Genomic DNA, 14,519 nt, shown 5'->3' on the forward strand with positions numbered 1-14,519 from the left:
TCGGGGACGGGTGGGTACGACTGCGGAGTGGCAACTGAAACGAGTTACACGCGATCACTCGAACGGTCGCGGCGGCAATCTGAGTTCGTCGAGTTCCGGGAGGTGCTTGACGTTGTACACGACCGATGCGTTTTGGGTCGTCGGCGTGCCGACACAGGAGAGCCGAATCCCGCGCTCGAGCATCTCCTCGGGGAGGATGTGATCGACGGGCGTCGACAGATCGCCGTCGGCCATCGCCACGGCGCAGTTCGCACACGCGCCGCCGCGACACGCGAAGGGCCACTTGAACCCCTCGTCCTCCGCGGCCTCGAGCAGCGTCTCGTTCGGGTCGACGCGAAACTGGCCGTAGTCCGGTGCTTCGAGACCGGCCTCGTCGGCCTTCTCGAATACGTCGTCGTCCTCGAGCGTCCAGCCGTAGTCGGCGAGGACGTCGTAGTTGAGGTAGCGGACGCTGGAGGCGGTCGCTCCTGGCGGGGATTCCGCGGTCGCCGCCGGATCAGCGTCGGGATCGAGGCGATCGGCGTCGATTGGCGTCGAATCGCCCTCGAGCAGCTGTTCACGGGCGGCGTGAACCGTTCTGAACTCGCGTACTGACCCGCCGTGGTCGGGGTGGGTTTCTTTGACCCGCCGTCTGAATGCGCGCTCGATTTCCGCCTCGTCGGCGTCGGGATCGATCCGCAGCACCTCGAACGGGGACTCCACATCTCCTGCTAGCGGCATCGGCGTTGAATACCTTTTCCAAACGGTCGAACCCGCCGGTTGTCCCGACGCCTGTGGGTGAAATCTTCGCCATCGGCGGTCGAGCGCAGTCTTCAAGACGCTCGCTTCGAACCTGTGTGACATGCAACTCGAGGAGTACTGGGGCGTCGGGCCGAAAACCCGGGAGACGCTCGCCGAGCAGTTGGGAACCGAACGGGCGATCAGAGCGATCGAGAGCGGCGACGTACGAGCGCTCACCGACGCCGGACTTCCTCGCGGTCGAGCGACGCGCATCCTCCGGCGGGCGACTGGCGGGGCCGGGATGGACACGCTGGCGACGAGCGACGCCCGGTCGGCGTACAAGGAGGTGCTCGACCTCGCGGTCGATCACGCGGTCACCGATCGGGCTGCCGACCGAATTCGGGTTCTGACGCCACTGACGAGCGGTGACGAGATGGAGGCCCGACTCGACGACGTCCTCGCCGCTCGAGACGCCTGGGCCACCTTCGACGAGAACGACCGCGAGACCGTCCTCGCGGCCTACCAGCGCTACGACGACCGCGACGGCAGCGAACACGCCGCCGTCGAAGCCGCCCTCGCGTTGCTCGAGGCCGACGTCGAGACCGGGCCGTTCGGTGCCATCGCCGACCTCGAGAAGACGACGCTCGAGGAGGCGGCGATGGCCCTCGCTGGCCTTGACGCGGGGCGGGTGCGGGAGGGCGCTGACGAGGAACTCGACCGACTGCGTGAGGCCCTGGGTGCCGTCGAGGATATGAACGCGAACGCCCTGGAGGTGATCGAGGACTTGCGCTCGGAGGGCGTTGGCGACGTAGCGGGCTTTCGCGACGCGTTCGAGGATCGCCTGCTCTCGGAGACTCAGGTGACGATTGATCAGGTTCGGGAGGCGATGCCGACGGACGCAGCGGACGCGACCGACTTCGTCGGCGGGACGCTCAGAGGGCTTCGATCCGACCTCACGAGCGCCGTCGACGAGCGGGAGGAGACCGTTCGTACCGACCTCGAGGCCACGCTCTCGACCGATCGGGAGGCGATCGACCAGGCGATATCGGCGGTCGACGACATCGCGTTTCACCTCTCGCTCGCCCGCTTTGCCCTCGCCTACGACTGCACCCGCCCGCAGTTTCGAACGGGTGGCGACGCGGCGGTCTCCGTCGTCGGCGCGAGAAACCTCACGGTCGCTGCGCGAGAGGACGCCACCGTCCAGCCGATCACGTACACGCTGGGCGAACACGGCGTCTCGGCGGAGACGCTCGAGCGGGACGTCGGTCTCGACCGTGGCTCGAAAGCTGGCACTGAAACCGGGGCCGACGACGGCCCCACCGGCGAGGAACGGGTGTCGGTGCTCACCGGGGCCAACAGCGGCGGGAAAACGACCCTGCTCGAGACGCTCTGTCAGGTGACGCTGCTCGCGACGATGGGACTGCCCGTGCCGGCCGAGCGCGCCGAGGTGACGCCCGTCGACGCGCTCGTCTTCCACCGACGCCACGCGAGTTTCAATGCGGGCGTGCTCGAGTCCACGTTGCGCTCGATCGTTCCGCCACTGACGGGTGGCGGGCGCACCCTCATGCTGGTCGACGAGTTCGAGGCGATCACCGAACCCGGCAGCGCGGCGAACCTGCTGCACGGCCTCGTTCGCCTCACCGTCGACCGCGATGCGCTCGGCGTGTTCGTCACCCACCTGGCTGACGACCTCGAGCCGCTGCCCCCAGAAGCCAGGGTGGACGGTATCTTCGCCGAGGGATTGAATCCGGATCTAGAGTTGCTGGTCGACTATCAGCCCCGGTACGGGACGGTCGGCCGGTCGACGCCGGAGTTCATCGTCTCGCGACTGGTGGCAAACGCGACCGATCGGAGCGAGCGGGTCGGCTTCGAGACGCTGGGCGAGGCGGTGGGCAACGACGTCGTGCAGCGGACGCTCGCGGATGCGCGCTGGAGCGAGTCGTAGGAGTCGTCGCTATTCACAGTCGAGATACGGTGCTCGCTCGACCTCGACGTCTCCCATGAACGGATGTCGATACCAGAAGTAAAGATAGAGACAGAACTCCTCGTCCGGAGCGTCTAGATCGTCGAACTCGAGCGTCGATTCCACGTCGTCGACCACCCCGTAGAACCTGGCAGGAATTGAATCGGTAGGTGGCTCGATCGTTGCCGTGATGCTGTCGTTCGCCTCGACTGTTCGGGAGTCCCACTCCAGCGTACCCTTCACGTCGTCATCGTCGTCATCGTCCTCGAGTGCGAGCGCGAAGGCGAACGTCCGTGGCTCGACGTCCCGATTGTCGAGGAGGACGTTCACCTCGCGAATGGTGGCGTCCGTCCTCGAGACGTCGAGACAACCGGCTAACGCGGGCAGGCAGATACCTGCGCTTGCGACGAGGAGTTCTCTTCGAGCGGGCATGGAACGCTGTTATACGCCTCCGGTTTCGTCCTCCTCGAGACAGCCGTCATGAATGCGTATTCCGCCGTTCGATTCGAGCCGTCCAGTCCAGCCGTGGATCGCCCCTTCATCGCTGCAGTTCGCGACGACGCGCTCCGTTCGCGAGTCGCCGTCGACGACGTCAACGGTCATCCAGTACTCCTCGCCTGCAACGACGAGATCGTCCACGGTCAGTGCTGGTGAGTACGACTCGCCGTCGCGAGCGGCTTGGGTGGACGGGATCACTTCCAGGTGCTGGGTTAGAACAGTCTCGTCCCCGTCGGCGACCTCGAGAGCGACTGTGTGTGTTTCCGCTCTGTTGTTGATCACGCCGACCACGACGGGAACAGTTGTATCGGTGAGCCCCAGACACCCGATAAGACCGCACGTCGAGCCGACGGCGATTGCTCGAGCGAGGAGGCCACGTCGATTCATACAGATACTGATTGGAAATTAACCATAAGTGTTCCGTCGACCGGTGGCCGCGAGATGTGACTGTCGGTATTGCGAACGTGCATCGACATTGACGGCCGTTTCACTTCTACTGCGTTGATGTTCCCGTCCACTCGAGCGATACGTCCGAGCCACGACCGTCACGACCCAACTGGGGCCGGGGTGATTCGTCACGACAGGCGTGACGGAGTACCAGTCACCCGAAACACACGCTATTTGGCTCCCCCGCGCTTTTCGAAAGCCATGAGCCAGCACGCCATTACCCTCGCCGTGATCGCCATGTTCGGCTGGGGGCTGTGGACAGTACTCGCGAACGAAGCGACCCAGACGATCGATCCCGAACTCGCGATGATCCTCTCCTACGCCGCGAGCGTCGTGATCGCGCTCGGCTACGTCGCCGTCCAGAACGAGCCGGTCGTCCTCGAGCGAACCGGGGTCACCTACGCCCTGGGTGCCGGCATCTTCGCGGGAATCGGCGCGGTCGCGTTCTACTCCGGGTTGAGCGCCGGCCGAGTGGGCGTCGTCGCGACGATCTCGGCGCTGTACTTCGTCGTCGCTGCCCTCATTGGCATCCTCGTTCTCGGCGAGTCGCTCACGCTGCAAAACGCGCTCGGGATCGCCTTCGCGGTGCTCGCGGTAGTTTTGCTCGCGCAGTAACGCGGTTGGTCAATTTGTGTCGACTCAGTCCCCGGCCGCTTCCGGGGCGTCCGCCGGATCGACGACTTCGCCCGTCTCCGGATAGACGCCAACCTGGTCGCAGATGTCGGCCATCGGGCAGGCGTTGGGATCCTCGAGACACGCCGGCCTGCGCGCCGTACAGAAGTCCCGGCCGAACTGGATCGTGGCGGTGTGGCCGAAGCCGCACTTCTCGGCTGGCACGTCGCGCTCGAGCACCTCGCGAACCGCCTCGTGGTCGGCGTCGGGCGGGGCGATACCGAGCCGGCGGTAGATGCGGTGGACGTGGGTGTCGACGGGAAAGACGCCGTCCCGGCCGCCGGCGAACAGGAGGACGCAGTCGGCCGTCTTCGGGCCGACGCCGGACACTTCGAGGAGGGTCGCCCGAACCTCGTGGGGGTCGCCCTCGCGGACGAACGCGTCGAAGCCAGCCGCCGATCCCCACCGTTCGAGGACCCACTCGGCGGCGTCCACGATGACGCCCGACTTCTGGTTGTAGAGGCCGGCGGCACTGATGGTTTCGGCGAGCGTCGACCGCTCGGCGGCGGCGAGTGCGGCCGCGAGGTCGATGTCGGGGCCGTCGTAGCGCTCGAGCAGGGCGTCGTGGGCGGGCTGGCTCGCGACGTCGCTCGTGTTCTGGCTGAGGATGGTTCGGACGAGACAGGTGAAGGCGTCCTGTCCGCCGTAGGTCTTCTGCCAGTAGCGAGCCCCGAGGCGGTCGACGATGCGCTCCGCTCGTGTGTCGGCGGTCGCCGGGTCGAATGTCGCGGGTGCGCCGCCGCCGGCTTCCCCGCCGCTGATGTTGACCTCGGGTTCGGGATCCGACTCGTGTGGCATACGCGAGCGAACGGGTGGGAGGGACAAAACGACGGCGAAGTCGGTGATCGATCCCCTGGATCACCCGTCTTTCGGAAACCGTTTCGGAAACGGCTGTATCTGACTGTCACCCTCCGAACGCGCCGATATCGACAGATCGACGAATAACGGAAATAACGGAAACACCCCTCCGTCACTTATCAGGATGTCCCTCGAGCCATCGAACGACGATGACACTTCACCTTCACCACGATTCGACGCTCGAGTCCGGACTGACGCTGCTTCGCGTGCCGTCGAGACGGTCGACGGCGGTACACCAACTCGTCTGTGATCACCTCACTGCTGGCGGGGACGGAACGGGCGACGGAACTGAGCCACAGAACGCGTACTGGATCGACGCCGGCAACACGGCGTCGACGCACGTCCTGTACGACGTCGCACCTGGTTCGGGTCGGCAGGTGCTCGAGCCCCTGCGGATCGCTCGGGCGTTCACCGCCTACCAGCACCACTCGCTGGTCAGAGAGGTCACGGCTCGAGCCGACCCCACTACGGCGCTGATCGTCGCCCCGAACGTAGGACTGCTCTACCGCGACGCCGATCTCGCGGGATGGGAGCGAGACGACCTCCTCGAGTCGACCGTGACGATTCTGGCCGAACTCGGACGTTCGCTCGAGTGTCCCGTCCTGATCACCGCCGCCGAGCGCGCGCCGACGAGTACGCTCGAGCACCTCGAGACGGCCGCTGACTCGATGATCGAGTGCACCCAGACCCGTGAGGGACTCCGATTCGACGGCGACGGGCTCGAGACGATGGGCTACTGGCACGGCCGGTACTGGCAGACGACGATCCCCTACTGGGTCGGGTGCTGCGGCCGACTCGACCCCGACGCGGTGCTGGCGGGGGTTCCCCATCGGTCCCATCAGTCGGTCGCCGACCCGCTCGAGAGGATGGAAATGGGGCCGGAGGTGCTCGCCTGATGGGCCGAACGAACCCAACGTATCGGGACGCCCTCCGCGGCCTCGAGCGCGAGTGGGCACCGATGCGGCGGGCGCTGCGCCGGGAGCGCCAGGCCGATTTCGACCGTCTGTTCGATCGGGCGCGAACCGTCGCGGACGCGGCTGGCTACGCGAATACCGCCGATCCCGAGCGGGCGCTGGTGCTGTCGCTGCTGGTGGCCCACGAGACGGCGCTTCGGGAACTCGAGGTTCGCGTGTCCGAACTGGAGGGAGCGGCTTCGATTCACGAGGCCGAGGCCGACGCGGGCGACGGCGACGGTGGCAGTGACTGTGATGTCGACGGTGATAGTGGCAGTAACAGTAGCGGTGACGGCGATGTCGACGATTCGGCGCAAACGGAGGGGACGACCGACCCGTGACGTTCGCGTTCGAATTCGAGGACGGCCTCGTTCGGGAGTGGACGCTGCTCGAGTCGGGGTCGAACTCGAACGATGACGAGGGTTCCCCGGGCGCAACCTACACCGAACGAACCGACTACGTCCCGGCGCTGTTCGTCGGCGGCCCGCTCGAGGCGCTCGAAGCCCTGCGCACGCACCTCGAGGGCGATCCGAAGGTAGCCGAGATGGAATTCGAGGAACGATACCCCAGCCTTCACGCCCACCACGATGGCGAGCGTGCGACCGTGTTGCGCGTCGGCCTCGAGCGCGTCGGCGAGGTGGGAACGCTGGCACGAGAGATCCGGGGCGTCTACGCCCGCGAGCACCACGCGCCGGGGACGCTCCGGCTGTTCGACGTCGACTTCGCGCCCGGATTCCGGTACTGCCTCGACGAGGGGATCGACCCCACCTCGTCGCGCCCGTTGCGGACGCTCGAGATCGGGATCGCCGATCGAGCGCTCGCCGCGGGCGACGTCTCCCGCCTCGAGATCGACGGCGACCCCGTCACCGGCGAACCGGCGGACGTCCTCTGGTCGCTCGGACGCCGCCTCGAGCGCCACGACCCGGACGTGCTCGTGGTGAGCCACGGCGACCTGATTCCGACGCTCGAGCGGGCGGCGACCGACGCGGGTCTCGACGGGTTTCAGCTGGGCCGGCTCCCCGGCTGGACGCAGCTGGCGGGCGAGAGTACGTACACCAGCTACGGCCAGGTCGGTCACTCCCCAGCCCGCTACCGGGTGCCGGGACGGGCGATCGTCGACACGTCGAACAGCTTCCTCTGGCACCAGTCGGGGCTGGCGGGGCTCGAGTACCTCGTTGGACAGTCGAAGCAACCGCTTCAGGAGGCGGCCCGGGCCAGCATCGGGACGATCCTGACGGCGATTCAGATCGGCGTCGCCCGGGAGTGGGACGTGCTCGCACCGCTGAACAAGTGGGAGCCGGAGCGATTTCAATCCGTGTCGACGCTGCACGCGGCCGACCGCGGCGGCTTCACGTTTTCGCCGGAGGTAGGCTATCACGAGGACGTCCACGAGATCGATTTCGCCTCGCTGTATCCGCGGATCATCTGCCAACACAACGTGAGTCCGGAGACGCTCGATTGTGGGTGTTCCGTTGACAGCGAGCGAGCCGGGCGAGCCGGTGAGTCGGCCGACGACGACGGCGAACGGGTTCCCGAACTCGAGTATTACCTCTGCGGGACGGACGGCTTTCTCCCGGCGGTGTTGCGGCCGCTGCTCGACCGACGCGCCGCCTGCAAGCGACGGCTCGAACGCGGCGTCGAGGACGAGGCCGAAGCCGCCCGATTGCGTGGCCACTCGGGGGCGATCAAGTGGGTACTCGTCTCCTGCTTCGGCTACCAGGGCTACCGAAACGCGAAGTTTGGGCGGATCGAGTGCCACGAGGCGATCAACGCCTACGCCCGCGACATCGCCCTCACGGCGAAGGCTCGCCTCGAGGACGCCGGCTGGCACATCGTCCACGGGATCGTCGACAGCCTCTGGGTGGCCCCGCGGGTCGACGACCCGGAACCCATCGCGGACGTGATCGCCGAGATAAGCTGCGACGTCGGCATCGACCTCGAGCACGACGGCCACTACGAGTGGGTGTGTTTCGTCCCCAGACAGGATGCCAGCGTCGGAGACGGCGTCACCGCCGGTGCCCTGACCAAGTACGCCGGCAAGCGAACCACCGGTGAGTTCAAGATCCGCGGCCTCGAGTGTCGACAGCGCCACACCCCGCCGTTCATCGCGGCGTGTCAGCGTGAGTGCCTCGAGGTGCTCGACGATACCCGCGATCCGGAGGCCGTCTGCGATCGCCTGGCGCGACGACTCGGTGACCTGCGCCGGGGTGACGTCGACGTCGCCGAGGTGGCGATTACCAAACGCGTCTCGAAACCGCTCGAGGCCTACCGACAGGAGACGCTCACGGTGGGTGCGTTGCGGCGGTACGCCGCCCACGACGTTCCGCGCCGCCCCGGACAGGCCGTCGAGTACGTCGTCGTCGACGACGATGCTAGCCGAACGCGCGAACGGATTCGGTTGCCGTTCGAACTCGAGACGGACGTCGTACCTGGAACGGAAGCCAAACTCGAGACGGACGTCGAACTCGAGAACGGCCGCCCACAAGCGCCGCCCTACCACAGCGACTACTACGAACGCGCGCTCCTTCGAGCAGGCGAAAGCGTCCTCGCTGCGTTCGGCTGGGACGAGCGGCGAATTCGGCACTATCTCAGTGACGGCCGAACGGTTCAACTATCGACATTCTCCAGCTAACCGACCGATACTGTTAGCTAACCGCCACATTTACCCTCGCTGCACCCATTCACTGTCACAGTACGATGGCAACCAGGGATCGGTCACACGGCAACGGTTCTCTCCAGATTCGACAGCAAGAGGCCGTCGCCGAACTCGGCCAGCGCGCCCTCGAGAGCGACGATCTCGAGCAACTGCTGTCGAACGGGGCCGTCGCCGTCAGCGAGGCGCTTGAGGCCAGGTGCAGCGTGATCGCCGAACGGTTGCCCGACGACTCGTTTCGCCTGCGCCAGGGTGTCGGCTGGTCTATGGACGTTCTCGGCACCAAACTGCGTCACCGGGGCCAGCATCGCTGCTGGGGCGGACGCTCGAGGCTGATGGAGCACGGCCGCCTCTGGGTCGAAACTGTCCCAATGAGGGATCGACGTTCCGATTTCGCCCCCTGCCGTCGTAACGACGGACGCGATTGTCACGTCGGAAGAACGCGGACGAGACGCGTTCACGTCCGAGCGAACCGAATTCCGAATACCGATCGAATGGCGATAGTAACTAATGCCTACCCGTACAACGGTAGATACGGATACCGGAACACGAACGCGACATTCATCACTTGACATCACAGCCATGCACGTAACTGAGCCGATCGACATCCTGTTGGTCGAGGACAATCCGGGCGATGTTCGACTGACACAAGAAGCGTTCAAGGAGGGTCGCATCGACAATACGCTCCACATTACCCGCGATGGCGCCGAAGCCATCTCGTTTTTACGCCGCGAGAACGGGCACGAAGATGCCCCGAAACCGGATCTGATCTTGCTCGATCTGAACCTTCCTCGGAAAAGCGGCGCGGACGTCCTCGAAGTGCTGAAAAACGATCGGAATCTCAGGCGCATCCCGACGATCGTCCTCACGAGCTCGGAAGCCGAAGAGGACATCGTCTCCTCCTACGAGAACTACGCGAACGCCTACCTGACGAAACCGATCGATCCTGACGAGTTCATCGACGCACTGCGAACGTTCGAGACCTTCTGGTTGTCAGTCGTGCAACTTCCACCGAGCGAAGAGTAATGACAGGGGATACACGTCTCGAGATTCTCCTGATCGAGGACAATCCGGGCGATGCGCGCCTCATCGAGGAGATGCTTGGGGAAGCGGAGGAACTGATCGAGCGCATTGGAACGGAGCAGGCCGCAGGTGAGACGCCACACGTCCACCACGAGACCCGACTCGAGAACGGACTGGCCTATCTTATCGGAGCCGACAGCGACGAGGAAGCATCCGGTGACAGTGACGACGATACGAATGGTGGCCACAGCATCGAACGCTCAGCGGAGAGCGAAGCCACGACCACCGACGTCGTGCTCCTCGATCTGAACCTCCCGGATAGCACCGGTCTCGAGACGTTGTCGTCGGTTCTCGAGGCCGCGCCGGAGGTGCCGGTCATCGTCCTCACGGGTCTCCAGGATAGCGATACTGGTATCGAAGCCATTTCGAGAGGTGCCCAGGAGTACCTCGTGAAAGACGAGGTGACGAGCCCGATGCTCGTGCGAACCCTCTCGCACGCAATCGAGCGCCACGAACAACTTCTCGAGCGCGAACGACGACGTCAGGAACTCGAGGCGTTGAACCGACTCAACCGGATCGGTCAGGAGATCACCCACGACGTCCTGACGACGTCGACGCGCGAGGAACTCGAACAGGCGGTCTGTGACCGTCTCGCTGCGGACGACGCCTATCGATTCGCCTGGATGGGCGAAGTGAGCCCGGGCGGCGATCAACTCGTACCGCGGGCCGTTGCCGGGGTCGAGGACGGCTATCTCGACGAGGTGACGATCACCGTTGGGAACGATGCCACGGGACAGGGGCCTTCGGGCAAAGCGATTCAGACGGGGACGATACAGGTGGTGCAGGACATCGTGACGGCGGACAACTACGGCCCCTGGCGGGAATCTGCCCACGAGCGAGGATACCGTTCCTCGGCGGCAATCCCGATCAGTTACGAGGGGCTTCGGTACGGCGTCCTCAACGTTTACTCGGCCCGAGCAGACGCATTTGCGGAGTACGAGCGGACGTTGCTCGGTCGCCTCGGCGACGTCGTTGCGCACGCGATCACGGCGCTCGAGCGAAAGGAGGCGTTATTGACCGACGCCACGCTCGAACTCGAGTTCGTTGCCGAGGAGACGCTTCCGGAGCTCGTCGCGGTGACACAGGACGACGGAAGCGAGGTTCGCTTCAACCAATTTATTCGCTCGAACGAGCGTGTACTGGCGTATGGCTCCGCCAGCGGCGTGGAACAGGAGACGCTGGAGGATGCAATCGAACGGATCGATGGGCTCAGCGACCTTCGGGTTCTGACCCCGGGTCAGGAAGAGTACGATTTCGAACTCACCAAAACGGATGGCATCGACCTGTTCGAGACGGTTGCGACCCACGGTGGCCGGGTCAACTCGGCTCGCATCGAAGACGACTCGCTCCGCTTTGTCATCGAACTCTCCCAGCAAAGTGAGACCGCACAGGTGATCGAAACGGTCGAGTCGGTTTGCCCCGGGGCGACGTTCGTCGCCCAGCGAACGGCCGAACGAAGCGATCCCTCGATTCCTGGCTCGAGCGTCATCGAGACGAAACTCACCGATCGGCAACTCGACGCGCTCGAGACGGCCTACCGGTCCGGCTTCTTCGACTGGCCGCGTACCTCCACGGGCGAGGAGGTCGCTGAACGGCTGGACATCTCGCCGGCCACGTTCACCCAGCACCTGCGGGCGGCCGAACTGAAGTTCTTCGATGCGGTGTTCGCCGGCGAGTCGGCGTCTCCTGGCGAGGAGTGACTGCCGGGCCCATCGGTTCCGTCGCCGATTCTGTTGTCGGGCGTCCAACTGAGTCGTTTGGCCACGTCGTACTCGAGCGACCCGTATCCGTTTGTTGGACACACTCCTCACTCGAGCGACCCGCGTCTGCGCGACCGACCCAGTCGCTCACTCACTCAGTCACTCAGTCGCTCACTCAGTCACACGAGACTGCGTCGAGCATAACGGCACAACCTGGCTGCCAGCACGTCCGAGGGAAACTGCTGCCCGACCGAATCGAACCGCTTACCCCGGATCGGTGGCTACTCGGCCGTATGGCAGGTGGCAGGGACGACGCCCGTGGCGGCACTGACCCGGTTGTCGACGCCGACGGCCTCGAGAAGACCTACGGCGACACCAGTGCGCTCTCGGGCGTGTCGCTGTCGGTCGGACGCGGCGAGGTGTTCGGCCTCATCGGCCCCAACGGTGCGGGGAAGACGACGCTCGTGCGGGCGCTAACGGGGACGACCGTCCCGGATGCGGGATCGGTGACCATCCTCGGCGAGACGCCGGAAGCCGTCGACCGAAACCGCATTGCCGTCCTCCCGCAGGCGTTTTCGCCACCGAATCGACTCACTGCTCGCGAACTCCTCACTTACTACGCGGGGCTGTACGACGACGCCAGCGATCCCGACGCGGTACTCGCTGACGTCGGGCTCGCCGACGACGGCGATACCTGGTACGAGAACCTCTCGGGGGGCCAGCAACGACGGGTCTGCGTCGGTGCCGCAATCGTCAACGACCCCGACCTCCTCTTTCTCGACGAGCCGACGACCGGAATCGATCCGGCCGGCCGACGAACGGTCTGGAACCTGCTCGAGGCGCTCGCGGCCGCCGGAACGACCATCGTACTTACGACCCACGACATGGCCGAAGCAGAGCGGCTGACCGATCGCGTCGGCCTCCTGGCGGATGGGGCGCTCGTCGCCCAGGAAACGCCGACCACGCTGGTCGCCGACCACGGCGGCTCGAGTCGGCTGACGATCGAGGCCGACGATGGAGCCGGATCGACCGGCGGTGCGGGAACAGCCGCGATCGAACGGGCACTCGCCGAACACGCCCTCGAGTACCCCGTCGACTCGTTCGAGCACGGCGTCGTCGTCAACGACATCGAACCGGCCGAAATCGGTCGCGTCGTCGACGCCCTCGAGGCGGCTGACGTCCACTACACCGGCCTCGAGTGGAGCGAACCGGGGCTCGAGGACGTGTATCTGTCGCTGGCGGGGGAAGTCGAACGGGCGGGAACCGATAAGGTCGTGGCCGCAGGCGGTGAGCGCCGATGAGCCGCGTTACCCGACTCCGGGCCGCCGTCGGTGCGGACTGGCGTTCCTTTACTCGCCGGCGGACGGCAGTCTTCTTCACGTTCTTCTTCCCCGTGATCCTGATCGTCATCTTCGGTGCGCTCGTGCGAACCGATCCGACGGGTGGGGGCCTCTTTGCCGAGCCGCCGGCGTACTACGTGCCCGGCTACCTCGCCGTCGTCGTCCTCTTTACGCCCCTCTCGCGACTCGGCAGCGAGGTGGCCCGTCACCGGGAGGGGAATCGATTCGAGAAGCTGGCGACGACGCCACTGTCGCGAGGGGAGTGGCTGCTGGCCCAGACGCTCGTCAACGCGATCATCATCGGCCTGGCGAGTCTCCTGATCCTCGTCCTCGTGGTCGTCCTCACGGGGGCCGACATCGCCTACTCGCCGTGGCTCGTTCCGTACGTGCTCGTCGGCACCGTCTGTTTCTGTGGCATCGGTGCCCTCCTCGGCAGTTACACCGATTCGCAGGACGGTGCCGTCGCCGCGAGCAACGCAATCGGCCTCCCGTTGCTCTTTCTCTCCGAGACGTTCATCGCCCTCGAGCAGTTACCCGGCTGGTTCGGCCCGCTGGTGAACCTCTCGCCGCTGACGTACTTCGCTCGAGGGGTTCGCGCGGCCACGTATCCCGAATCGGCGACCGGGACCGCCGGGGTTGCGGGCACGGGGATCGACCCCGTCCTGGGGAACCTGCTCGTGCTCGCGGCGCTCGCCGTCGTAACGTTCGCCGTCGGGGCGTGGTCGATTCCGCGAACGGATTGAGCGTCGACCAGTCCCCCGCTTAGCGGAACCGTTGTAGTCACGCATAGAACGGTTCGAATACCCTCTCTGTAACTACCCGAGGAACGAGATGTACAGGGCAAGCAGTTACTGGAGCAGCTATTGATCTCCCCATCTACTGTTAAAAATCGTCTGCTGCATACAGAGGATGGATGCAGCACACTGATTCACTTTATTTCGACCCACTGATTCTGAACTACCCGGTATAGAAACCTGCGAATTGACCGCTGAAGAATTAGGTGCGCTACCTTACTCGCCTAAACGAGGTTTGCACTGCGTCGGTGTCTTTACATTGGGTGAACGGCGCGTTGAACTGATACGTTTCTTCGACGGTGAGAGGTTTTCGAGTAAGAACCCATAATTCGGTTCCGTCGTCGACGTACTCCGCATCATACTCGTATAATACCCGGTCGGCGGATTGCTCAGCCATACAACTCACAAATTCTTCGATGGGTTCGAGGGCATTCGTGACGACCCACGGTTCCTTCCGCCGGAACGTCTCTTCGTCAGTTTCTGCGACACCGCCTTGGCCCTGTCCTTGCTGACCGGCTGCAGTTCCTCCAATAATCGCCGTAACGCCTACGACGACCGCTCCTGCAGCGCCTTTTCGTAGCACGGTGCGTCGCGAGACATTCGCACTCGGTTCGATATTTCGTTTCATCGGTATTCCACCCCTCGTCAAGAGGAGCATCACTTCTACCGAGAGAGTCCTATTTAAACAAAGTCGATCGTTTTAGAAACACGGTGACAATATCTACGGGTTACTGGGAAAAGCCCCATCCCTTGACGGCCTTGAGCTTGCAAACCCTCCCTCTGTTCTACTGTCATAAAGCTCATCTATTCCGGTCGTACCTATGGCTTCTGAGTGGCC

At 64.8% G+C, this 14,519-nt stretch carries 15 protein-coding genes; 9 read left to right on the forward strand and 6 right to left on the reverse strand.

All coding sequences use genetic code 11. The annotated features are described in order from the left end of the window. Positions 1-54: 54 nt before the first annotated feature. Positions 55-702: a ferredoxin Fer gene (gene fer / locus NGM68_RS05460; RefSeq protein ID WP_252700633.1), complete on the reverse strand. Its 648-nt coding sequence runs from the start codon at positions 700-702 to the stop codon at positions 55-57. Positions 703-841: 139 nt separating this feature from the next. Between fer and NGM68_RS05465 the strand changes: the two genes are divergently transcribed. Then, entirely contained in the window at positions 842-2,665 is a 1,824-nt protein-coding gene (locus NGM68_RS05465; RefSeq protein ID WP_252700634.1) for a MutS-related protein, read from the forward strand. Positions 2,666-2,674: 9 nt separating this feature from the next. On the opposite strand, the gene NGM68_RS05470 is transcribed toward NGM68_RS05465, so the two are convergent. Then, positions 2,675-3,115, reverse strand: a complete 441-nt coding sequence (locus NGM68_RS05470; protein ID WP_252700635.1) for a hypothetical protein — start codon at positions 3,113-3,115, stop codon at positions 2,675-2,677. 9 nt (positions 3,116-3,124) lie between these two features. Beyond that, on the reverse strand, positions 3,125-3,568 hold the full coding sequence (locus NGM68_RS05475; protein ID WP_252700636.1) for a hypothetical protein: 444 nt from the start codon (positions 3,566-3,568) through the stop codon (positions 3,125-3,127). Between the two features lie 261 nt (positions 3,569-3,829). Here NGM68_RS05475 and NGM68_RS05480 point away from each other — a divergent pair, with 261 nt between their 5' ends. Continuing rightward, positions 3,830-4,243, forward strand: coding sequence for an EamA family transporter (locus NGM68_RS05480; protein WP_252700637.1), 414 nt, complete (start codon positions 3,830-3,832; stop codon positions 4,241-4,243). A gap of 24 nt (positions 4,244-4,267) precedes the next feature. Here the strand turns inward: NGM68_RS05480 and NGM68_RS05485 are convergent, their stop codons facing one another. Continuing rightward, positions 4,268-5,098, reverse strand: a complete 831-nt coding sequence (locus NGM68_RS05485) for an endonuclease III domain-containing protein (RefSeq protein WP_252700638.1) — start codon at positions 5,096-5,098, stop codon at positions 4,268-4,270. A gap of 209 nt (positions 5,099-5,307) precedes the next feature. On the opposite strand from NGM68_RS05485, the gene NGM68_RS05490 reads away from it, so the two are divergent. From NGM68_RS05490 to NGM68_RS05500, 3 genes are read left to right on the forward strand one after another with little or no spacing between them, the layout of a single operon-like run. Then, positions 5,308-6,054 (forward strand): hypothetical protein, encoded by a 747-nt coding sequence (locus NGM68_RS05490; RefSeq protein WP_252700639.1) that lies wholly within the window; start codon positions 5,308-5,310, stop codon positions 6,052-6,054. Beyond that, on the forward strand, positions 6,054-6,452 hold the full coding sequence (locus NGM68_RS05495) for a DUF8156 family protein (RefSeq protein WP_252700640.1): 399 nt from the start codon (positions 6,054-6,056) through the stop codon (positions 6,450-6,452). Before NGM68_RS05490 ends, NGM68_RS05495 begins: the two co-directional genes overlap by 1 nt. Further along, positions 6,449-8,743 (forward strand): type B DNA-directed DNA polymerase, encoded by a 2,295-nt coding sequence (locus NGM68_RS05500; RefSeq protein WP_252700641.1) that lies wholly within the window; start codon positions 6,449-6,451, stop codon positions 8,741-8,743. Before NGM68_RS05495 ends, NGM68_RS05500 begins: the two co-directional genes overlap by 4 nt. A gap of 83 nt (positions 8,744-8,826) precedes the next feature. Here the strand turns inward: NGM68_RS05500 and NGM68_RS05505 are convergent, their stop codons facing one another. Then, entirely contained in the window at positions 8,827-9,195 is a 369-nt protein-coding gene (locus tag NGM68_RS05505; RefSeq protein ID WP_252700642.1) for a hypothetical protein, read from the reverse strand. 151 nt (positions 9,196-9,346) lie between these two features. Between NGM68_RS05505 and NGM68_RS05510 the strand changes: the two genes are divergently transcribed. The 4 genes from NGM68_RS05510 (at position 9,347) to NGM68_RS05525 (ending at position 13,630) form a co-directional block, all read left to right on the forward strand. Then, complete coding sequence (locus tag NGM68_RS05510; protein WP_252700643.1) at positions 9,347-9,790, forward strand: response regulator; 444 nt, start codon at positions 9,347-9,349, stop codon at positions 9,788-9,790. Then, a complete protein-coding gene (locus NGM68_RS05515) occupies positions 9,790-11,547 on the forward strand; it encodes a bacterio-opsin activator domain-containing protein (protein ID WP_252700644.1) in 1,758 nt (585 codons plus the stop codon). The genes NGM68_RS05510 and NGM68_RS05515 overlap by 1 nt, the downstream gene beginning before the upstream one ends. A gap of 293 nt (positions 11,548-11,840) precedes the next feature. Then, the gene (locus tag NGM68_RS05520) at positions 11,841-12,848 is read left to right on the forward strand and encodes an ABC transporter ATP-binding protein (protein WP_252700645.1); all 1,008 of its coding nucleotides are present in this window, start codon (positions 11,841-11,843) and stop codon (positions 12,846-12,848) included. Further along, entirely contained in the window at positions 12,845-13,630 is a 786-nt protein-coding gene (locus NGM68_RS05525; RefSeq protein WP_252700646.1) for an ABC transporter permease, read from the forward strand. Before NGM68_RS05520 ends, NGM68_RS05525 begins: the two co-directional genes overlap by 4 nt. A 262-nt stretch (positions 13,631-13,892) precedes the next feature. On the opposite strand, the gene NGM68_RS05530 is transcribed toward NGM68_RS05525, so the two are convergent. Then, complete coding sequence (locus tag NGM68_RS05530) at positions 13,893-14,309, reverse strand: hypothetical protein (RefSeq protein WP_252700647.1); 417 nt, start codon at positions 14,307-14,309, stop codon at positions 13,893-13,895. Positions 14,310-14,519: the final 210 nt, after the last annotated feature.

Source organism: Natronosalvus vescus, from assembly GCF_023973145.1.
GTDB classification, from domain to species: domain Archaea; phylum Halobacteriota; class Halobacteria; order Halobacteriales; family Natrialbaceae; genus Natronosalvus; species Natronosalvus vescus.

Bases quoted from the DNA above. Each gene is read 5' to 3' on its own strand.
- NGM68_RS05470 (WP_252700635.1), bottom strand. From the start codon at position 3,115: ATGCCCGCTCGAAGAGAACTCCTCGTCGCAAGCGCAGGTATCTGCCTG.
- NGM68_RS05525 (WP_252700646.1), top strand. From the start codon at position 12,845: ATGAGCCGCGTTACCCGACTCCGGGCCGCCGTCGGTGCGGACTGGCGT.
- NGM68_RS05465 (WP_252700634.1), top strand. From the start codon at position 842: ATGCAACTCGAGGAGTACTGGGGCGTCGGGCCGAAAACCCGGGAGACG.
- NGM68_RS05490 (WP_252700639.1), top strand. From the start codon at position 5,308: ATGACACTTCACCTTCACCACGATTCGACGCTCGAGTCCGGACTGACG.
- NGM68_RS05485 (WP_252700638.1), bottom strand. From the start codon at position 5,098: ATGCCACACGAGTCGGATCCCGAACCCGAGGTCAACATCAGCGGCGGG.
- NGM68_RS05495 (WP_252700640.1), top strand. From the start codon at position 6,054: ATGGGCCGAACGAACCCAACGTATCGGGACGCCCTCCGCGGCCTCGAG.
- NGM68_RS05530 (WP_252700647.1), bottom strand. From the start codon at position 14,309: ATGAAACGAAATATCGAACCGAGTGCGAATGTCTCGCGACGCACCGTG.
- NGM68_RS05510 (WP_252700643.1), top strand. From the start codon at position 9,347: ATGCACGTAACTGAGCCGATCGACATCCTGTTGGTCGAGGACAATCCG.
- NGM68_RS05480 (WP_252700637.1), top strand. From the start codon at position 3,830: ATGAGCCAGCACGCCATTACCCTCGCCGTGATCGCCATGTTCGGCTGG.
- NGM68_RS05475 (WP_252700636.1), bottom strand. From the start codon at position 3,568: ATGAATCGACGTGGCCTCCTCGCTCGAGCAATCGCCGTCGGCTCGACG.
- NGM68_RS05515 (WP_252700644.1), top strand. From the start codon at position 9,790: ATGACAGGGGATACACGTCTCGAGATTCTCCTGATCGAGGACAATCCG.
- NGM68_RS05520 (WP_252700645.1), top strand. From the start codon at position 11,841: ATGGCAGGTGGCAGGGACGACGCCCGTGGCGGCACTGACCCGGTTGTC.